Origin of the sequence: Xanthomonas citri pv. citri, from assembly GCF_000961215.1 — a bacterium.
Taxonomy (GTDB): Bacteria; Pseudomonadota; Gammaproteobacteria; order Xanthomonadales; family Xanthomonadaceae; genus Xanthomonas; species Xanthomonas cissicola.
The window spans coordinates 5,038,684-5,056,874 of the sequence record NZ_CP008998.1; the positions used below are offsets into that span (position 1 = coordinate 5,038,684).

Below are 18,191 nucleotides of genomic sequence, written 5' to 3' on the forward strand. Positions count from 1 at the left end.
GCGACGCCCGTTGTGCCCTTTCCGATGCCCGTGCGCGCTGCATCGGGTGTTGTGGTTCTTTCTCCAGGATGTGCCCGATGTACGGCGAATTCAGTCTCTACGGTGTGTTCGTACCCACCTTGCTGGCGTTGATGACGCTGGCCTATCTGCTCAACAGAGGCATCGCCGCGCTGCTGACCCGCGCCGGCGCCTACCGCTACATCTGGCACCCGGCGCTGTTCAACCTGGCGCTGTACATCGCACTGCTGGGCGGCCTGTTCTTCCTTACCCGTTGGATGCAATCGTGAAAAAGCTGATCAAGACCGCGGGGCCGGCACTGCTGACCCTGTCAATGGTGGTGGTGGCCGCGTTGGTGTTGCAGCACCTGTGGCGGTATTACATGCAGGCGCCGTGGACGCGCGATGCGCACGTGGGCGCCGATGTGGTGCAGGTGGCGCCGGATGTCTCCGGGCTGGTGGAGTCGGTGGCCGTGGCCGACAACCAGCCGGTGAGGCGCGGGCAATTGCTGTTCGTGGTGGACCGCGCGCGCTACGCGATCGCGCTGGAACAGGCGCGCGCCGCGCTGGCCGAACGCCGGGCCACGCTGACGCAGTTGCGCCGCGAGATCGCGCGCGACCGCAGCCTGCAGGACCTGGTCGCCGCCGAAGATGCCGAAGTGCGCCGCTCCAACGTACAAAAGGCGCAGGCCGCAGTGGCCACCGCGCAATCGGCGGTGGATCTGGCCCAGCTCAACCTGGACCGCACCCAGGTGCGCAGCCCGGCCGACGGTCGCGTCAGCGACCGCACCGTGCGGGTGGGCGACTACGTCAACGCCGGGCGTCCGGTGGTGGCGGTGCTGGACACCGGCTCGTTCCGTGTCGATGGCTACTTCGAAGAAACCCGCCTGCAGGGCGTGCACCCCGGCCAGCGCGTGGACGTACAGCTGATGGGCGAGCCGGTCACGCTGCAGGGGCATGTACAGAGCATCGCCGCCGGGATCGAAGACCGTTACCGCAGCGGCAGCGCAGGCGCATTGCCCAATGTCACGCCGGCGTTCGATTGGGTACGGCTGGCGCAACGCATCCCGGTGCGCATCGTGCTGGATCGCGTACCTGCGCATGTGCAGTTGATCGCAGGGCGCACTGCCACGGTGAGCATTCTGCCCGACACGGCCAATACGGCTCCGGCAACCCCGGCCGTCGCGCCTGCCCGTGTGCAGGCCAAGGCGGCGCCATGAACCGCACGATCTTGCGTCCGCTGGGAGTGGCCGCACTGCTGAGCATGCTCACTGCCTGCAGCACGGTCGGCCCGAACTACGCCGTGCCGGCCGAGTCGGCCTACCGGCGGCCGGCCGCCAATGCCGCCTTTCTGGACACTGGCAACGCGCAGGTGCAACCCGGTGCCGCGCTGCCGGCGCGCTGGTGGGCGCTGTATCAGGACCCGATGCTGGATGGCCTGATCGAGCAGGCGCTGCGCGACAACATCGAGCTGAAGGTGGCCGGTGCCAATCTGCGCCGCGCCGCTGCGGTCTACGAACAGGCCATGGATGCCGGCGGTTTCGATTACGAAGTGGAAGCCGGCGTCAGCCGCGCGCAGGTGTCGGCCGAGGCGTTTTTGCAGGAAGAAAAATTGCCGGTGTTCAACCTGGCCGATGGCAAGTTCGGCGTGTCGTACCAGTTCGATCTGTTCGGCAAGCTGCAACGCGGTGCCGAAGCCGCGCACGCCGACACCCAGGTGGCGCAGGCGGCGATCGATCTGGCGCGCGTCAGCGTGGCCGCGCAGGTGGCCGGCAGTTATGTGGAGATTTGCCACGCCAACCATGAGTTGCAGGTGGCCGAGCATTCGCTGCAGTTGCAGCAACACAGCCGCCAGATCACCCAACGCCTGATCGCGGCCGGTCGCGGCACGCCGCCCGATCTGGCGCGCGCCACCGCACAGGTGGCGATGCTGGAAGCGTCGCTGCCGCCGCTACGCGCGCGCCGCCAGGCCGCCGGTTACCAATTGGCCGCGCTGCTCGGCAAGACCCCCGGCGAGGTGCCGGCCGGCGTGGACAGCTGCGCGCACGCGCCTGCATTGCAGCAGCCGATCCCGATCGGCGATGGGCGCGCGCTGCTGGCGCGCCGCCCGGATGTGCGCCAGGCCGAGCGCCGGCTCGCCGCCGCCACCGCACGCATCGGCGTGGCCACCGCCGAGTTGTACCCGGACATCCGCCTGGGTGGTTCGATCGGCGCCACCGGCCTGCTGGCGGATTTCGGCGAGCCGGCCACGCACGCGTGGTCGTTCGGCCCGCTGATTTCCTGGACGCTGCCCTCCAGCGGCGCACGTGCGCGGGTGCGCGCCACCGAAGCCGGCGCCGACGCTGCGCTGGCGCAGTTCGACAACACCGTGCTGCAGGCCTTGCGCGAAGTGCAGACCACCTTGTCGCGCTATGCGCAGGATCTGGACCGCCTGCATCTGCTGGAACAGGCGCAACAGCAGGCCGAGCTGGCGTCGGCGCAAAACCGGCGCCTGTATCAGGGTGGGCGCACGCCGTACCTGTCCAGCCTGGACGCCGAGCGCACCCTGGCCACCGCCGACATGACCCTGGCCACTGCACAAGCGCAGGTGTCGCAGGACCAGATCCAGCTGTTTCTGGCGCTGGGCGGCGGTTGGGATGCCGACGCCGGGCGCAACCACACCAAGGCTGCGCGATGATTCCGTTGCTGCGCGATCGCCAGGCCTGGCTGTTTTCGGCCAAGACCTTTGCCGCCTCGATCGCGGCGCTGTATGTCGCGCTGGCCGGCAATCTGTCGCGACCGTACTGGGCAATGGCCACGGTCTACATCGTCTCGCAACCACTGCTCGGCCCCACCCGTGCCAAGGGCGTGTACCGCGTGCTCGGCACCTTGCTGGCCGGCGTGGCCACCTTGGTGATGCTGCCGAATCTGGTGGAAACGCCCTTGCTGCTGAGCGCGGCGATGGCGCTGTGGCTCTCGGCATGCCTGTTCCTGGCGCTGCTCAATCGCGGCCCGCGCGGCTATGCGTTTCTGCTGGCCGGCTACACCACCGCGTTCATCGGGTTTCCTGCGGTCACCTCGCCGGAAAGCATCTTCGACACCGTCGTGGCCCGCAGCGAAGAAATCATCCTGGGCACGGTGATGGCGGTGCTCTTCGCGTCGCTGCTGTTCCCGGCCTCGGTCAAGCCGATGCTCACCGCGCGGATCGGTAACTGGATGCAGGACGCGGCGCAGTGGTGCCGCCAGGTGCTGCAGCGCGGCCCATCGCAGGCACCGCGCAATCGGCTGGCGGCCGATCTGGTGCAGTTCGAGGCCTTGATCGCCTTCGTGCGCCACGACGACCCACGCCATGCCGGTGCCGTACCCACGCTGGAGCAGCTGCGCGCACGCATGCTGATGCTGTTGCCGGTGCTGTCGTCGATGGCTGATCGGCTGGATGCGTTGCAGCGCGATGGGTCTGCGTTGCCGCTCGCCACCGCCGCGCTGCTGGAGGACGTCGCAGCCTATGTGGACCAGGGCGAGGAAGCACCCAGCGATGCGGACGTCGGCGCCTTGCGCGCACGCATCGCCGCACTACGCCCGGTGGTGGATCAGGACATCGAACATCTGCTGCTGGCCAGCCTGCTGCTGCGGCTGGAAGAGTTGCTCGACCTGTGGCAGGACTGCCGCGCGCTGCAGCAGGCGGTGGTGCACGGCACGGCGACGCCGGTGCTGCGCGCGATGCCGGCTGCGGCGAGACCACCTGCCACGGCCGAATCATCCGAACTGGCTGACACTGCACAAAGCGAACCTGCTGTGCGTTCGCGCATGCAGCCTTCAGTGCTGCAGCGCCTTACCTGGTCACCGCGCAACACAACCGACGCGCCGGGAGCTGCCAGCACCACCCGCCATATCGATTTCGGCATGGCCGCGTTTTCCGCGCTGAGCGCCGGCTTCGCGCTGATGGCGTACTGCGTGTTGTGGATCGGCATCGGCTGGGAAGGCGGCGGCAACGGCGCGATGATGGCCGCGGTCACTGCTGCGTTTTTCGCCGCCCAGGACGACCCTGCGCCGAGCATGCTGTCGTTCCTGACCTGGGCGGTGGTGGCCAGCGTGGTTGCCGGCATCTATCAGTTCGGCATCTTCCCGGCCATCCACGATTTCCCGACGCTGGTGTTGGTGCTGGCGGCGGGCTTCCTGCCATTGGGCGCGCTACTGCATCGCCCCAAGAGCATGCTGATCGCCTTGCCGCTGGTGGTGAACCTCACCGCGCTACTGAGCCTGCAGAACACCTACAGCGCCAACCTGCAGAGTTTCGTCAACGCGGCGGTGGCGATGGTGCTGGGGATTGGATTTGCCGTGGTGCTGACGCGCTTGTTCCGCTCGGTGGGTGCCGAATGGAGCGCGCGCCGGCTGGTGCGCCAGGGCTGGCGCACGCTGGCCGATGCCGCCGAGGGCCGCGGCGCGCAGGACCGGCAGCACTTCGCCGCCCGCATGCTGGACCTGCTTGGCCTGCTCGCGCCCCGGCTGGCATTGACCCCGGAAGGCAGCGAGCTGGCCTCGGTGGATATGCTCAACGAAGTGCGCGTGGGCTTGAACATCCTGCAGCTGCGCCGCGCACGGCATGGTTTGCCGGCGTCCAGTCGCGATGCGGTGGACGCGATTCTGCGCGATGTGGCTGCGCACTACCGGCGGCAGGTTGCGCAGAAGCGTCCGTTGCATGGGCCGGAATCTCTGCGTGATCGTCTGGATGTTTCCCTGGCGCGCGTGGGCAAAGTGCCGGCAGGCGCGCATCGCGATGAAGCGTTGTTGGGGTTGATTGGTTTGCGTTACAGCGTGTTTGCGCAAAAGGCGCCGCATACCCATGGGAACGCCGACACTCGGCCGCCGTCAGCCCCTCTTCCTACGGGAGAGGGGTTGGGGTGAGGGTACGGGGCGAAGCCCTTGTGTCGTTCCAACTACACGAGGCTTCGCTCGTACCCTCATCCGCCCTTCGGGCACCTTCTCCCGCAGGGAGAAGGAAACAGCCAGCCCGCGCGCACTCATCACCGCTTGCGCTGATGCATCGCCGTTTCGTCGTCCAGCCAGTTGCTGCCCTTGTTGGTCAGGAAGAACATGTAGACCACCAACGACACCGCAATCACCGCCGTCGCATAGATCACGAACTCGGTCACTTGGTTGGTCTTCAGCGAGGCCTGATACAGCAACGGCGCGGTGCCGCCGAACGCCGAATTCGCCAACGCGTAGCCAAGACCGACGCCCAGCGCGCGCACATGCGTAGGGAACAATTCCGCCTTCACCACTGCATTGATCGAGGTGTAGCCGGTCAGGATCACAAAGCCCACAGTGAGAATCACGAACGCGGTCAGCCAGTCGGTCTGCTTGGGCAGTTCCATCACCAGGAACCAGGTGTAGAGCACGCCGCCGATGCCGAAGAACACCAGCAAGGTCTTGCGCCCGACGATGTCCGACAGCCAGCCGCCGACCGGTTGCATCAGCATCAGCACGGTCAGCGCGACCAGGTTGATGATGGTGCCGGCCATCACGTCGCCGCCGGCGAACGCGGTCTGGATCATCTTCGGCCCGGTGACCGAATAGGTGTAGAACGCGATCGTGCCGCCGGCGGTGATCAGGAAGCACAGCAGCAGCGGGCGCCACTGGTTGACGAACAGCTCGCGCATCGAGCCCGACGCCTTGGCCTTGCCGGTGCGCGAATCGGCGATGGATTCGGAGCTCAGCGACTCGTCCATGGTCTGGCGCAGCCAGAACACCACCAACGCACCGATGCCGCCCAGCCCGAACGCCACGCGCCAGCCCCATTCGGAGACCTGCGAGGCATCGAAGAAATGCAGCATCACCAGCAAGGTGGTCTGCGCCAGCACGTGCCCGCCAACCAGCGTGACGTAATGGAACGAGGACAGGAACCCGCGCCGGCCCGGAATCGCCGCTTCGGACATGTACGTGGCGCTGGTGCCGTATTCGCCACCGGTCGCAAAGCCCTGCAGCAGGCGCGCCACCAGCAAGATGATCGGCGCAGCGATGCCGATCGTGGCCACCGTGGGCGTGATCGCAATGACGAACGAGCACAGCGCCATCACCGACACCGAAATGGTCAACGCCAGGCGGCGGCCATAACGGTCGGCGAAACGGCCGAAATACCAGGCGCCGATCGGGCGCATCAGGAACGTCATCGCGAAGATCGCCCACACGAACATGGTGGCGTTCTTGTCTTCCTTGGAGAAGAACTGCGACTCGAAGTAGGTGGCGAACACCGAATAGACGTAGACGTCGTACCACTCGACGAGGTTGCCGGCCGAGCCCTTGAGCGTGTTGGACACCGAGCGGCGAAGGCTACCGGCAGCGGTGCCAGAACCGGCAGCGATCGGAGACGATGGGGGTGCGCTCATGCGGTCAGAACCTCTTCGGTGGGACAGCCCCGGAGTATAGGTGCGCGCTTGTGTGACGCATGTAAGCATTTCGGCGCATATACAGGCCTGGCAACGGCCGGCAGCGGCGCGCGCTTCAGCCCGCTTTCGACGGTCGTCGGTGTGTCGCTTGCGGCTGCGGGCAACAGCACGCACGACCGGGCGACATCGGCAGGCGCCGCAGATTCCGGCAGCGCAGCCTTGAGGCGAATGGGCGCGGCGATCATGGCCGAGGGCTTGCGCCCAGGCCAGCGCCACCATGTGCATCTGTCCGAACAGGCAGACCGCCGCATCGGTGGGGCAGCGCTACGGCGAGCCGGTGGTGCTGCGGGTCGACGCCGGGCGCATGCATCGCAACGGCCTGCCGTTCTTCAAGGCCGACAACGGCGTATGGCTCACCGCGCAGGTTCCGGCAGCGTTCCTGACCCGCCCGCGCTGAGCTGAGGCGCGCCGCTGGCCTGCCGGCCAGCACCTGGGCCGGCACGGAGACGCACAGACGCCGGACGCATCCCCCTTCACGGCCCCCATGACGCCCGGCTTGCCAGAATGCCGGCCGCTTGGGGCTGTCGATGGCAGGGGAACCGGAGTTGGATGCATGACATGGATCATCGTGGCCGCCGTGGCGGTCACCTTGCTGGTGGGGCTGCTGCTGCTCAACTTCGCCACGCCGGAGAAAAAGCTCGAGCACATCCCCAAACACCTCTACGACGTTGCCGATCCGCAATTCAAACGCGAGATGTCGGTGTTGCTGGGGCCGGCCATCCTGCCCGGCAACAGGATCGACGTGCTCAATAACGGCCGCGAGATCTTTCCGGCCATGCTGGAGGCCATCCGCAGCGCGCAGCACACCATCACGTTCGAAACCTATATCTATTGGTCGGGCGAGATCGGCCGAGAATTCAGCGACGCCTTGTCCGAGCGCGCGCGCGCCGGGGTGGATGTGCGGGTCACCATCGACTGGGGCGGCAGCCTGAAGATGGACCATGCACTGGTAGACACCATGACCGAGGCCGGCGTGGACGTGCACCGCTACCGCCCGCTGGCCTGGTACAACCTGCACCGCATCAACAACCGCACGCACCGCAAGCTGCTGGTGATCGACGGCCGTATCGGCTTCACCGGCGGCGTGGGCGTGGCCGACCAGTGGATGGGCGACGCGCAGGATCCGGACCATTGGCGCGACACCCACTACCGCATCGAAGGCCCGGTGGTGGCGCAGGTGCAGACCGCCTTCAACGACAACTGGATCAAGACCACCGGCCGCGTGGTCAATGGCGCCCGGTACTACCCGGCGCTGGAGGCGGTCGGCGACAGCGATGCGCAGTTGTTCGTGGCCTCGCCGGCCGGCGGCAGCGAAAGCATGCACCTGATGTATCTGATCGCCATCGCCGCCGCATGCAGCACCATCGACCTGGCCGCGGCGTATTTCGTGCCCGATGCGCTGATCACCCGCGCGCTGCTGGAAGCGCGCAGTCGCGGCGTCAGCATCCGCGTGCTGCTGCCCGGCAAGCACATCGATGCGGTGTCGGTGCGGCTGGCCTCCAAGGCCAGCTGGGAGCCACTGCTGCAGGCCGGCATCGAGATCCACGAATACCAGCCCACCATGCTGCATACCAAACTGCTGATCATCGACGGCCTGTTGGTCTCGGTAGGCTCCACCAATTTCGACATCCGCTCGTTCCGCCTCAACGACGAGGCCAGCCTGAATGTCTACGACCGCACGCTGGCTGCACGCATGACCGAGGTGTTCGAGCGCGATCTGCAACGCGCCGAGCAGTATTCGCTGGAGCGCTGGCGCGCGCGGCCGTTGCGGCAGAAGCTTGGCGAGAAACTGGTGTTCCCGTTCCGCTCGCAGGTGTGAGCGCGCAGGGCCGATAACGGCGGTGTTAGCGTGCCGCCCCCGCCGCGCCTGCCTGCAAGCGCAGCTGACGCAGGCGCCACCACAGCCCGCCCACGTGCACCAGCGAGTACAGCACCAGTGCCGCGGCGATTCCCAGCGTCAGCGGGCTGGCCTGCGAACCGGCCGCCGCCGCACCGGCAGTGAACGCGCCATCGGCCCAGCGCCAGGCCAGGCGCCCCAGCAGCACCAGCATCAAACCGCCGCCGATCCAGGGATTGGGCGTGTACCAGCCTTGACCATCCACCCATTCGGCATGCGTGTAGCGCAGCGACAACGCACCCAGGCCGATGCCCACCAGCGTGCCTGCGGCAATACCGAGCCGCACCTGCGGCAAGCCGTACACCGCGAACGCCAGTGCTGCCACCGCGATCAGCAGCACGGCGCTGCGCACCGCCGTGGCCACCGGCTTCCATTGCTGCCGGCCGAAGCTGCGCCGGATGCGCCGGTAGTAGAGGTAGCCGATGGCGGCCATCGAGAGATACGGCGTCAGGGGTGCGATGGCAGCGGCGGGCATGGCGAGTCCTTTGCGGATGAGTGGAGCGACCCGCGCAGAATGAAACCAGCCATGGGCACGAACAAGGTGCCAAGTGTCACTTTCTACAGGCGGCAGCACCGCCGGTCGCTGCCCAGACCGTTGCCGCGCAGGCGCTTGCCGCCTGTCCGGTGAACGCCGCGCGGGCACGCCAGCGCCTGCCACACGCGAACAGGAGCGGCGCGGGTAGACTTGCGCAGTGCTCCCCCTCCGCCGTGCCATGTCCGCCATCAAGCAAGACGCCCATACGCTGATCGACACGCTGCCCGAGACGGCTGGATGGGGCGAGGTGGTCCGCGTCGTGGCCGACGCCAGCTTCCTGGCCGCGGTGCAGGAAGGGATTGCCGCTGCAGATCAGGGCGCGTTGACGGCTCCGGCACAGGTGAGCGCACTGTTCGCCGGATGGGGCGTTGATGTTACGGCGTGACTGGACCGTCCCGGCCGCCACGCAGCTTGCACACGCCCAGGATCACTACCACGCGCTCAACCCGACCGCCGCTGCCGCGATGGCGCGGCAGGTGCTGGAAGCCACCCGCACTCTGGCCGAGCAACCAGGCCGCGGCCGCGTTGGCCGCGTGCCCGGCACCCGCGAATGGGTGGTCAAGCAGACCCCGTATGTGTTGGTCTACCGCGTGCGTGACGGCGCCCTGCAGGTGTTGCACGTCCATCTGGATGCCAGCGACTGGCTGCCACGCACCGAACCGCTGATCGAACGCATCGAACCGTGGATTGCCGCGCTGATCAGCGCGCTGCTGCACGTGCTGATGTTGCTGATCCTGCTGTCGGCCTCCACCCCCACCATGACCCCGCCGCAGGGCTCGGCCAGCGGTGGACGCATCAAGGTGGATTTCGTCGGCGACACCTCGCAGCCCGATGAGCCGGTGCCCTCGCCCACCCCGGTGCCACCGACACCCACGCCCGTGCAGCCGCCACCGGCTGCCTCGCCGGTACAGTCCACGCTGGTGCAGCAAGCCAAACATCCGGTGCCGCCGCAGGGCGATACCGCGCAAGGCAGCCTGGCCGAACGCCGCCAGCCGCGTCGCCAGCAACGGCCCACGCCGCCGCAACCGCCCGCACCGCCGGCGGCATCCGCCCAGCGCCGCCCGGATACCTGGACCGGCCGCCCGCCGGGCATGCTCGACGAACCCGCCGACGGCGCCGAAGACGGCATGGCCAACACCCCCACCATCAGCCAGGGCCGCCGCAACGACCGCAACAACGCCCAGCCCAGCCTGGATATCGGCGGCTTCCAGGTCTATTACGACGTGCGCAGCGAAACCCAGCTGCGCGCCTGGAAAGAACAAGGCATGCAGGAAATCGCCATCATCCTGCCCGGCACCCAGCAACGCATGATCTGCCCGCTGGATGTCGCGCTCAAACGCGGCTCCAGCAAATGCCGCCTGCTGCCACCGGATTCGCCGGAGCTGAAGACCATCGGCGACGCGCGCGAGGTCATCAACATGATGGAGGTCTACCGCCAGGGCGAACCGGTCTGGCGTGGGCCGGGGCCGTATCGGTGAGGGGTGGGGTGGGGCCAGGTTGGCCCCGGATTCCACTTACCTGCTAATGCGGGAATGACTGCATCCGATACCGGGCGTGCTGACGTTGCCTGAGTGCTTGCACTTCTCTAAAGTGCAAGCACCCTGATGTCACCGGGAGGGCCATATGCCTTCTTTCACCGTCCGCAATATCCCAGACGACGTGCATCGCGCGATCCGCGCGCGGGCTGCACTTCATGGCCGCAGCACCGAAGCGGAGATCCGCGCAATCCTTGAATTGGCGGCCAAACCCGCAGACCGGGTCAAACTCGGCTCACTGCTGGTGAGCATCGGCCGCGACGCCGGCCTGACCGCAAAAGAGGCCAATGCCTTCGACAAGCTGCGCGGCAAGGCGGCGATCAAGCCGATCGGTCTGAAGTGATCCTGCTCGATACCAATGTCATCTCCGAACTTTGGCGGCCTCAGCCTAATCCGCAGGTCGTCGCCTGGATCGATGCACAAGCTGTCGAGACACTGTTCCTGTCGGTCGTGACGGTGGCTGAACTCCGTTTCGGTATTGCCGTGATGCCCAAGGGCCGAAAGCGATCCACCTTGCATGCTCGGTTGGAGGGCGAGGTATTGCCACTGTTCGACGGGCGCCTGCTCGCATTCGATCTGGATGCATCACACGCATTTGCGGCGCTTGCATCGAAAGCCAGAACCGCAGGACTCACACTCGGGCGCGCCGATGCCTACATCGCTGCAACAGCAGCCGCGCAAGGATTGACCGTTGCCACTCGCGACACGGCACCATTCGAGGCGATGGCGTTAGACGTCATTAACCCTTGGAGTTGATACGACATTTTCGGTCATAAATCGGCATTCGGCATTCGATTTCATTCTCAGACGTTGCCATTAAATACATGATTTCCTTTAATCCGTTGATAAGGGCGTCTAGCTTGCAACCGAACGTTCGTCATCGAATTTTTAGTGCGCTTTCTTTTAAGTGCGCGGACGGAGCAAAGGCGCTTACCGCTTCGCGCACAGCATCTTTATCTGCGGGAGAGACTTTTGGGCCAAGCATCACCTCCATTTCTTCGAAAGCCTCCTCAGAAATCGGAATGTCGATGTAAAGGGATTCTGAGGGATCTGAATGCCGCCCTCCTTTCTCCTGCATCATTTTGAGCAACGCGCTCCTATACTCTGAAGGAGCGCGGGCAAAGCTTAGTTTTGGCCCTTCGGACGCCATTAATACGTAATGCTACTCTTCTTGATCCTCCCATTCTTTGGATTTAATACGCGCAATATCAGAGGCACGTCCAAATAATGTTGTTGATGTTGGGTCGCTGCGAGAAATTTAGCAACTCTACTTCCGGATCATCCACATAAGAAACTGCCCCGCCAAATTTCTCTGCATCCGCAGACGGATCTGGAACAAGTATGTGCCCATTGCCGAAAGGTGTTGTTATGCCAAACGGCGCTTCTACACCATGAATCTTGAATCCATAGCTCTGCGGCACAGATCGCATCCTGCCGTTTTGATGCGTGAACGATTTCGTTCCAAATCACTCCGTTATTGTTGACCACACAAACGGAGACTTTAAGAACCCAATCCGAACACCTCGACTCATATCACCGTAACGGTACCATTTAAGAAAAAGCAGATCGGATGCGCTGACCTCACCTCGCCCACAGGGCGCGCAGCGTCCCGGAAACTGGCTACAGTCCGCACAGGGCCACCAAGCCCACCCCACCCATCCGCTTCCAAGGATCTGCATGTCCCTGCATCGTCTTGCCCCGCGCCTGGGCCTGGCCGTTGGCCTGCTGTGCGCCTGTGCCGTACACGCCGCCGAGCCGGCGCCGGCGCATCGTCTGCTGCGCGTCACCCTGGGCGGGGCGACCGACCAGGCCACGTCCGGGCGCCTGTTGGTGTTCGCCACCCTGGCCAAGGATGCCCAGGCGCAGGCCAAACAAAGCGGGAAAGACGGCAAGGTGGAGGAGGTGAATATGAATCCCTTCCGCCCCACCGCAGTGGCGGTGGCCGCGCAGGATGTCACCGCGCTGGCACCCGGCGGCAGCGTCCAGATCGATCTGGACAATATCGCCTTCCCGCGCGGGTTTTCTGCGCTGCCGGCCGGCGATTATCTGTTCCAGGCCGTGCTCGACCCGGATGGCAGCTATGGCTACAGCGGCCGCGATGGCGGCGATCTGCTGAGCGAGGTCACCGCCGTGACATTGGCCAAGGGCAAGCCGCTGCCGGCGCTGACCTTGAGCAAGCAGGTGCCGGTCTCGGACGATCCGTGGCAGGTCTCGCCACGTGCGCCGCAGGCGGTGCGCGATGCGGTGCCCGAAGCCAGGCTGCATAGCGCCGATGCCTCGATGGTGAGTCCGTCGCTCAGCGCGTTCTGGGGCCGGCCGGTGTCGCTGCGCGCCCGTGTGCTGACCCCGCCCGGCTACAACGCCAAGGCCGCCACGCGCTATCCCACCGTGTATGTCACGCATGGCTTCGGCGGTAACTACAACCGCTTCGCCGGCAGCATTGCATCCACCTGGAGCCTGATGGCGGCCAAGCAGATACCGCCGATGATCTGGGTCTTCCTGGATCAGTCCACGCCCACCGGCACCCACGAGTTCGCCGATTCGGTCAATAACGGCCCGTGGGGCACTGCGCTGACCGAAGAGCTGATTCCGGCGCTCGAGCGCCAGTACAAGATGGACGGCAAGGCCAGCGGCCGCTTCTTGAACGGGCATTCGTCCGGCGGCTGGGCCACGCTGTGGTTGCAGACGCGCTACCCCAAACTATTCGGCGGCACGTGGTCTACCTCGCCGGATTCCAGCGATTTCCGCGACTTCACCGGCCCGAACTTGTACGCGCCCAGTGCCAACGTCTACCGTCGCGCCGATGGCAGCCAGTTTCCGCTGATCCGCGACCACGGCAAGGTGCTGGCCGATCTGGAAACCTTCGCCAAGCTCGAACGCGTGCTCGGCCCGTACGGCGGGCAGCTCACCTCGTTCGAGTGGGTCTTTTCGCCGCGCGGTGCCGACGGCCGCCCGCTGCCGATGTTCGACCGCGACACCGGCAAGGTGGACCCGGCCGTGGTGGCCTACTGGCGTACCCACTACGACATTTCCGCGCGCGTGGCCGCGCAATGGCCCACGCTCAAGCCGGATCTGGACGGCAAGATCCATCTGATCGTCGGCACCGCCGATACGTTCTACCTGGATGGCGCGGCGCATCAATTCCAGGCGGTGCTGGATGGCCTGGGCGCCAGGAGCGATTTTCGCTATCTGGAAGGCCGCACCCACTTCGATCTCTACACCGAGGGCGATGACAACGACGCGCTGATGAAGAAGATTGCCGCAGAGATGTACGCAGTGGCGCGACCGAAGCGGTGAGCGGCTGAGATCACCGCGTTGCACGCAGCGCTACGCGCGTGCACCGCCTGCCGCAACCGCACCGCGCCTGCCAGATCGCATGCGCGGCATTGTCGGTCGGGCATCAGGCAGAGCGCGGCAATTCCCATTCCACCTGCTGGCGCAGCACCAGCAGCAGCACCTGGATGCGCCCGCCACGCACCATCGCTGCAGGCGTCTGGCCGTCGAGGGCATTCATGGGTTGGCGAAACCAGCGGATCAGCCCCTCGTTATTGCCACCGTTCAACGCCCATGCGTGGCAGACGATTTCGCCCAGGTTTTCGATGCCGGCGGTGCCAAGCAACTTGAGGTGTTCGGGGGTGAACGCAAACATCGACAGCACCAGCTCGGCGTCGGCCGCGTTGCCGTGGTCCACCTGCATCTGCTCGCTGTGCGCGGTGCTGTAGAGCGAGCCCTGCGCGCGAAAATCTTCGGCGCGCCGCATGCCTGTAAGCACTGCTGCGATGAGGTCGGCGCGTTCCATGGGTCGTCCAGCTGAGTACGTGCGCGCACGCTAACCGGGCCGCTGCTGCCGCTCAATCGGGAGACTCCTGACAGCCGCCAGGCGCGTCAGCGGCCGTTGCGTCATGCAGCGCGGCGCGGCGGCCGGGCATGGACTGCACGCGCAGGGCCAGGGCATCGCCTGCACGGCGTCGCCCTCACCCGCCTTCTCGGCGCTTAACGCAGGGGTTGCTAGCATCCGGGCGCGTCACTGGCAGCAGCCTGCACGTGAATGGCTGCAGTGTTGGAGTCTCACCTCATGAGGAGTTGTCAGATGCCCTGGAAATCCACCCTTGCCATGCTTGCCCTGTCCACCGCCGCGCTGCCGGCGCTGGCGCAGTCCGACCGTCAGGTGGTCGAAGACATGCTCACCCGCTCGGCCAATGTCTGCCCCGGCCACAGCACCGAACGCACCACACCCACCGTCAAGGCCGTCCCGGTCGGCGCGCTGCGCGTGATGCTGGAACGCGGCCTGGTCATGTGCCCAGACCGTCGCCTGGACGCCGCAGCACCGGCCGTGTTCTACGGGCGCCTGGGCGTGTTCGCCTGGAACCCGGAAGTGAAAGCCGGATCCACCGTCATCGCCAAACAGATCGACAGCATGACCCGCAAGGACGACTACCCCACCGACACCCTGGTGTGGGACGCCAAGGGCAGCGCGCTCACGCAGCAGACCGTGCCGATGTTCGAACCCAGGCCGGGTGCGGCGGTGTTGTACAAGGTGCGTTGAGGCCGACGCGATTGCGCGCGGCGCCCAGTCAGGCCCTGGCGCCCCGCTGCACGCGCGCATCGGCTGCATCGGCCGGGCCATCGCCGCCGAGCCGCCGTTCGTAAATCTCATCGACCACACCGCGCACCGCACGGGCGGCATTGAAGATGCTCTCGCCAAGCACCGAGAGGCTGGTGGCGTCCAGTGGCTTGCCGCTGCAGACCGCCACCATGTCGCTCTGCGCGGTGATCGTGCGCAGCAGTGTGTGGAAACGGTCGATCTGCTACAGGGTCACGCCGAAGGTGAAGGGTTCTGCGTGCAATGGTGCCCGAGCATGGTGCCGGCTGTGGGTTGCAGGGGCTTTCGGAGCAGTCATGGCGTCCGTCCTCGACGTGAGCGGACGGGATGTCCGCAAGGCCACCGTAGCGCGCTTTTTCGGATATCTGAAAACCAGATATCTCGTCTGATTTCTTAGCGAAGCAGGCGCGCGCGTCTCACGCCGATTTTGTCGGTTCGGTCGTGGCGGTGAAGCGCCGCGGCTCACCGGTAATCGGGTCATCGAACGCCAATGTATGCGCGAACAGCTGCAGCGGGCGTCCCGGGTCGTCGGGCCGCTGCGCTTCCAGGGCGGGATAAAACCGGTCGTGCAGGATCGGCGCGCCCAGCGCGGCCATGTGCACACGCAGTTGATGCTTGCGCCCGGTCACCGGCTCCAGCCGATACGTCCAGGTGTCTGCGTTGCGTGCGACCACCTCGATCACTGTCTCGCTGTTCGGTTCGCCCACGCCCTCGCGCATGCGGAAGAACGGCTCGCCCGGCTCCAGCCGGCTGCGGTGCACATACGGAAATCTCAACTCTGGCAGCGGCGCTGCTACCGCCAAGTAGTGCTTGCGGATGCGCCGTTCGCGAAACAAGGCCTGGTAGATCCCACGCGTGGCAGGGTTGGCCGAGAACAGCACCAGCCCCGCGGTTTCGCGATCGATGCGGTGCAACGGTACGAGCGCTGGATTGTCCAGCCGCCGCACCAGTCGCGTCAGCAACGTCTCACGCACGTACGCACCGGCCGGTGCGACCGGCAAGAAGTGTGGCTTGCAGGCCACCACCAACTGCGCGTCGGCATGTACCACGGTCTCGACATACGGAATCACCGGTTCATCGGCGACCTCGCGAAAATAGCGGATGTCCGCACCCACGCGATACGGCGCTGACAGCGCCAGGGCCTGGTCGTTGGCATCGCGCACCAGACCACGCTCAAACCGATTGCGCCAACGCTCGGCCGCGATCGCCGGAAAACAGGCGCACAGCGCATCGAAGACCGAGACCCACGGGCCGGCAGGCAGCTGGAAGCGGCTGGCCGGCGTGCCATCGTGGGTGCGGGGTGCATCGGGCATTGCCGGGATCGCGACAGGATCGAGAGTGCAGCATGGTAACGCGCGATGCGGCAACGCATTGCATGCAGCGGGCGATTGCATGCAGCACTGCAGCATCGGTCGATCGCTGCAGTGGCCAGCTTCCGCATGCGCGAAGCGATGTGCGGCCACGCGATGGCGCCGCATCGACGCGTGGTGTTCTGGAACTTGGGTTGGCATCGCGATGCGTGTGATCGCGCACCATGCCACGCCTCGGTAGCGACGCTCCGGCTTGCAACACATCTGTCATCACCCGTTGACGTTGCGTGCGGGCAACGGACTCCCCTTCGATCCCTTTCTCCAAGCAGGAACATCACCATGCGTTCGACACTTCATGCCACCGTCGTGACGGCAGGGCTTCTTGCCCTGATCACCACCAGTGCGGCCATCGCTGCCGTGCCATCGGTGGCGCAGTGCACCACGCCGCAGCCGTGGGCGCACTCCAATGCCGGCGTGGTGGTCGGCAACGGCACGGCCGCCAGTTGTACCGCCAGCGCACTCGCCACTGCGGTGGCGCAAGGTGGCTATGTCACCTTCAACTGCGGCACGCGTGCGGCCAGCATCGCCGTCAACCAGACCATCAACATCAGCGCCAGCACGCCAACGGTGATCGATGGTCAGGGCAAGATCACCCTGGATGGCCGCCAGGCCGCGCGTATCTTCCAGGTGCAGAACGGCAATGCGCTGTCGGTGCGCAATCTCAAACTGCAGAACGGCAGCTCCGTGCAACCAGCATCCAACACCCAGTACGCGCCCGGCACCTGGGGTGGCGGCGCGATCAAGGTCAGCTACCGCGGCAAGCTGGAAGTGATCAACAGCCAGTTCCTGAGCAACCGCAGCAGCATTGGGGGTGGTGCCATTTTCGCCGGCAGCGATACCGACGTGACCATCGTCAAGAGCTCGTTCTCCAAGAACACCTCATGGCTGGGCGGCGCGCTCTACACGCAGCTCAGCCGTCTGACCATCGTCAATTCCGAATTTGTCGGCAACCAGGCCATCAATGCGCCGGCCGGCTTCCCGGATGCCGACCAGTTCGGCAACAGCGGCGCGATCGACACCGACGGCGCCTCGCTCGCCGGCTACCTCAACGCCACCGCCGGTGGCGCCACGCTCTCGGTGTGCGGCACGGTGGTGCGCAACAACAGCGCGGCCAACAGCGGCGGCGGCGCCACGTTGTGGGCGTATGCACCGGACACCATCGACGTGCGCTACTCCACCTTCGCCAACAACATCGCCTATGGCGGCCCGGCCGGCGGTGCGCGCATCAGCCTGGGCTTCGGCGATACCACACACTCCGGCACCACCATCACGACGCCGGGCATCATCAACGTCGAAGAAACCAGCTTCATCTCCAACCGCGCCGAAAAGAGCAACGCCGGTGCCTTGTACATGGACTGCTACGGCCCGTCCTGCAACGTCAGCAACAGCACCTTCTACGGCAACTACGCCAAGGGTGTGGGCGCGGCGATCCAGCATGTGGGCTGGCAGCCATCCAATGGCGACCAGGGCAAGACCACGGTGCGCTTCAACAACGTCACCTTCGCCGAGAACACACCCGGATCGACGTTGTTCGGCAGCGGCTTCGACATCCGCAACAGCATCTTCTACTCCAAGACCGAGCGCACCTTCTGCAGCGACCAGAGCAGCAACGGCAACAACCTGATCGAGTACTCCGCTGCGGGCGGCTTGTTCCATAGTTCCCTCACCGCCGGCCTGGCACGCGCCACCGATCCGCTGCTGGGCGCACCGGCCGCCAATGGCGGCCCCACGCTCACCCAGTTGCCGGCTGCCAACAGCCCGGTCCGCAACCTCGGCAGCGGCTGTCGCACTATCGACCAGCGTGGTGTTGCGCGTGATTGATACGCCCAG

At 65.9% G+C, this 18,191-nt stretch carries 20 protein-coding genes; 13 read left to right on the forward strand and 7 right to left on the reverse strand.

Annotation, left to right across the window (positions count from 1 at the left end; genetic code table 11):
* The first annotated feature begins 68 nt into the window (after window positions 1-68).
* The 4 genes from AMD14_RS22010 to AMD14_RS22025 are packed head-to-tail and all read left to right on the forward strand — an operon-like array spanning window position 69 to window position 4,880.
* A complete protein-coding gene (locus AMD14_RS22010) occupies window positions 69-287 on the forward strand; it encodes a DUF1656 domain-containing protein (protein ID WP_011052882.1) in 219 nt (72 codons plus the stop codon).
* Window positions 284-1,216, forward strand: coding sequence for an efflux RND transporter periplasmic adaptor subunit (locus tag AMD14_RS22015; protein ID WP_015463797.1), 933 nt, complete (start codon window positions 284-286; stop codon window positions 1,214-1,216). Before AMD14_RS22010 ends, AMD14_RS22015 begins: the two co-directional genes overlap by 4 nt.
* On the forward strand, window positions 1,213-2,673 hold the full coding sequence (locus AMD14_RS22020) for an efflux transporter outer membrane subunit (RefSeq protein WP_011052884.1): 1,461 nt from the start codon (window positions 1,213-1,215) through the stop codon (window positions 2,671-2,673). Before AMD14_RS22015 ends, AMD14_RS22020 begins: the two co-directional genes overlap by 4 nt.
* A complete protein-coding gene (locus AMD14_RS22025; protein ID WP_015463798.1) occupies window positions 2,670-4,880 on the forward strand; it encodes an FUSC family protein in 2,211 nt (736 codons plus the stop codon). Before AMD14_RS22020 ends, AMD14_RS22025 begins: the two co-directional genes overlap by 4 nt.
* 119 nt (window positions 4,881-4,999) lie before the next feature.
* On the opposite strand, the gene AMD14_RS22030 is transcribed toward AMD14_RS22025, so the two are convergent.
* Window positions 5,000-6,361, reverse strand: a complete 1,362-nt coding sequence (locus tag AMD14_RS22030) for an MFS transporter (RefSeq protein ID WP_005916658.1) — start codon at window positions 6,359-6,361, stop codon at window positions 5,000-5,002.
* A 277-nt stretch (window positions 6,362-6,638) separates the two neighbouring features.
* On the opposite strand from AMD14_RS22030, the gene AMD14_RS22035 reads away from it, so the two are divergent.
* Together AMD14_RS22035 and AMD14_RS22040 are read left to right on the forward strand one after the other, a co-directional pair.
* Complete coding sequence (locus AMD14_RS22035) at window positions 6,639-6,818, forward strand: RNA 2'-phosphotransferase (protein WP_011052886.1); 180 nt, start codon at window positions 6,639-6,641, stop codon at window positions 6,816-6,818.
* 156 nt (window positions 6,819-6,974) lie between these two features.
* Window positions 6,975-8,240: a phospholipase D-like domain-containing protein gene (locus AMD14_RS22040; protein ID WP_015463799.1), complete on the forward strand. Its 1,266-nt coding sequence runs from the start codon at window positions 6,975-6,977 to the stop codon at window positions 8,238-8,240.
* A 25-nt stretch (window positions 8,241-8,265) separates the two neighbouring features.
* Here AMD14_RS22040 and AMD14_RS22045 read toward each other — a convergent pair whose 3' ends face one another.
* Window positions 8,266-8,793: a CcdC protein domain-containing protein gene (locus AMD14_RS22045; protein ID WP_005916668.1), complete on the reverse strand. Its 528-nt coding sequence runs from the start codon at window positions 8,791-8,793 to the stop codon at window positions 8,266-8,268.
* Window positions 8,794-9,031: 238 nt separating this feature from the next.
* On the opposite strand from AMD14_RS22045, the gene AMD14_RS22050 reads away from it, so the two are divergent.
* From AMD14_RS22050 to AMD14_RS22065, 4 genes are all read left to right on the forward strand, one after another.
* Entirely contained in the window at window positions 9,032-9,238 is a 207-nt protein-coding gene (locus tag AMD14_RS22050) for a hypothetical protein (protein ID WP_003489327.1), read from the forward strand.
* On the forward strand, window positions 9,225-10,331 hold the full coding sequence (locus tag AMD14_RS22055; RefSeq protein ID WP_005916674.1) for a type II toxin-antitoxin system RelE/ParE family toxin: 1,107 nt from the start codon (window positions 9,225-9,227) through the stop codon (window positions 10,329-10,331). Before AMD14_RS22050 ends, AMD14_RS22055 begins: the two co-directional genes overlap by 14 nt.
* A gap of 145 nt (window positions 10,332-10,476) precedes the next feature.
* The gene (locus AMD14_RS22060; protein WP_005916676.1) at window positions 10,477-10,731 is read left to right on the forward strand and encodes a FitA-like ribbon-helix-helix domain-containing protein; all 255 of its coding nucleotides are present in this window, start codon (window positions 10,477-10,479) and stop codon (window positions 10,729-10,731) included.
* Window positions 10,728-11,144 (forward strand): type II toxin-antitoxin system VapC family toxin, encoded by a 417-nt coding sequence (locus AMD14_RS22065; protein ID WP_005916679.1) that lies wholly within the window; start codon window positions 10,728-10,730, stop codon window positions 11,142-11,144. Before AMD14_RS22060 ends, AMD14_RS22065 begins: the two co-directional genes overlap by 4 nt.
* A gap of 121 nt (window positions 11,145-11,265) precedes the next feature.
* On the opposite strand, the gene AMD14_RS24805 is transcribed toward AMD14_RS22065, so the two are convergent.
* Together AMD14_RS24805 and AMD14_RS24810 are read right to left on the reverse strand one after the other, a co-directional pair.
* Entirely contained in the window at window positions 11,266-11,469 is a 204-nt protein-coding gene (locus AMD14_RS24805) for a hypothetical protein (RefSeq protein ID WP_131830033.1), read from the reverse strand.
* 127 nt (window positions 11,470-11,596) lie between these two features.
* Window positions 11,597-11,809, reverse strand: a complete 213-nt coding sequence (locus tag AMD14_RS24810; RefSeq protein ID WP_015472901.1) for a hypothetical protein — start codon at window positions 11,807-11,809, stop codon at window positions 11,597-11,599.
* A 256-nt stretch (window positions 11,810-12,065) separates the two neighbouring features.
* Here AMD14_RS24810 and AMD14_RS22070 point away from each other — a divergent pair, with 256 nt between their 5' ends.
* Complete coding sequence (locus tag AMD14_RS22070) at window positions 12,066-13,685, forward strand: alpha/beta hydrolase (RefSeq protein ID WP_015463800.1); 1,620 nt, start codon at window positions 12,066-12,068, stop codon at window positions 13,683-13,685.
* 103 nt (window positions 13,686-13,788) lie between these two features.
* On the opposite strand, the gene AMD14_RS22075 is transcribed toward AMD14_RS22070, so the two are convergent.
* Window positions 13,789-14,187 carry an antitoxin Xre/MbcA/ParS toxin-binding domain-containing protein gene (locus AMD14_RS22075; protein WP_004429277.1) on the reverse strand — a complete coding sequence of 133 codons (399 nt, stop codon included), beginning with the start codon at window positions 14,185-14,187 and terminating at the stop codon, window positions 13,789-13,791.
* Window positions 14,188-14,502: 315 nt separating this feature from the next.
* On the opposite strand from AMD14_RS22075, the gene AMD14_RS22080 reads away from it, so the two are divergent.
* A complete protein-coding gene (locus tag AMD14_RS22080) occupies window positions 14,503-14,934 on the forward strand; it encodes a hypothetical protein (protein WP_005922907.1) in 432 nt (143 codons plus the stop codon).
* 28 nt (window positions 14,935-14,962) lie between these two features.
* Here AMD14_RS22080 and AMD14_RS24385 read toward each other — a convergent pair whose 3' ends face one another.
* Both AMD14_RS24385 and AMD14_RS22090 read right to left on the reverse strand, forming a co-directional pair.
* Entirely contained in the window at window positions 14,963-15,193 is a 231-nt protein-coding gene (locus tag AMD14_RS24385) for a hypothetical protein (RefSeq protein WP_223293191.1), read from the reverse strand.
* Between the two features lie 214 nt (window positions 15,194-15,407).
* Window positions 15,408-16,469 (reverse strand): RluA family pseudouridine synthase, encoded by a 1,062-nt coding sequence (locus AMD14_RS22090; RefSeq protein WP_015463803.1) that lies wholly within the window; start codon window positions 16,467-16,469, stop codon window positions 15,408-15,410.
* A 198-nt stretch (window positions 16,470-16,667) separates the two neighbouring features.
* Here AMD14_RS22090 and AMD14_RS22095 point away from each other — a divergent pair, with 198 nt between their 5' ends.
* The gene (locus tag AMD14_RS22095) at window positions 16,668-18,182 is read left to right on the forward strand and encodes a choice-of-anchor Q domain-containing protein (RefSeq protein WP_171843868.1); all 1,515 of its coding nucleotides are present in this window, start codon (window positions 16,668-16,670) and stop codon (window positions 18,180-18,182) included.
* The last annotated feature ends 9 nt before the right edge of the window (window positions 18,183-18,191 follow it).

Bases quoted from the DNA above. Each gene is read 5' to 3' on its own strand.
- AMD14_RS22010 (WP_011052882.1), top strand. From the start codon at position 69: ATGTGCCCGATGTACGGCGAATTCAGTCTCTACGGTGTGTTCGTACCC.
- AMD14_RS22020 (WP_011052884.1), top strand. From the start codon at position 1,213: ATGAACCGCACGATCTTGCGTCCGCTGGGAGTGGCCGCACTGCTGAGC.
- AMD14_RS22025 (WP_015463798.1), top strand. From the start codon at position 2,670: ATGATTCCGTTGCTGCGCGATCGCCAGGCCTGGCTGTTTTCGGCCAAG.
- AMD14_RS22030 (WP_005916658.1), bottom strand. From the start codon at position 6,361: ATGAGCGCACCCCCATCGTCTCCGATCGCTGCCGGTTCTGGCACCGCT.
- AMD14_RS22035 (WP_011052886.1), top strand. From the start codon at position 6,639: ATGTGCATCTGTCCGAACAGGCAGACCGCCGCATCGGTGGGGCAGCGC.
- AMD14_RS22040 (WP_015463799.1), top strand. From the start codon at position 6,975: ATGACATGGATCATCGTGGCCGCCGTGGCGGTCACCTTGCTGGTGGGG.
- AMD14_RS22045 (WP_005916668.1), bottom strand. From the start codon at position 8,793: ATGCCCGCCGCTGCCATCGCACCCCTGACGCCGTATCTCTCGATGGCC.
- AMD14_RS22050 (WP_003489327.1), top strand. From the start codon at position 9,032: ATGTCCGCCATCAAGCAAGACGCCCATACGCTGATCGACACGCTGCCC.
- AMD14_RS22055 (WP_005916674.1), top strand. From the start codon at position 9,225: ATGTTACGGCGTGACTGGACCGTCCCGGCCGCCACGCAGCTTGCACAC.
- AMD14_RS22060 (WP_005916676.1), top strand. From the start codon at position 10,477: ATGCCTTCTTTCACCGTCCGCAATATCCCAGACGACGTGCATCGCGCG.
- AMD14_RS24805 (WP_131830033.1), bottom strand. From the start codon at position 11,469: ATGATGCAGGAGAAAGGAGGGCGGCATTCAGATCCCTCAGAATCCCTT.
- AMD14_RS22070 (WP_015463800.1), top strand. From the start codon at position 12,066: ATGTCCCTGCATCGTCTTGCCCCGCGCCTGGGCCTGGCCGTTGGCCTG.
- AMD14_RS22075 (WP_004429277.1), bottom strand. From the start codon at position 14,187: ATGGAACGCGCCGACCTCATCGCAGCAGTGCTTACAGGCATGCGGCGC.
- AMD14_RS22080 (WP_005922907.1), top strand. From the start codon at position 14,503: ATGCTTGCCCTGTCCACCGCCGCGCTGCCGGCGCTGGCGCAGTCCGAC.
- AMD14_RS22090 (WP_015463803.1), bottom strand. From the start codon at position 16,469: ATGCGGCGCCATCGCGTGGCCGCACATCGCTTCGCGCATGCGGAAGCT.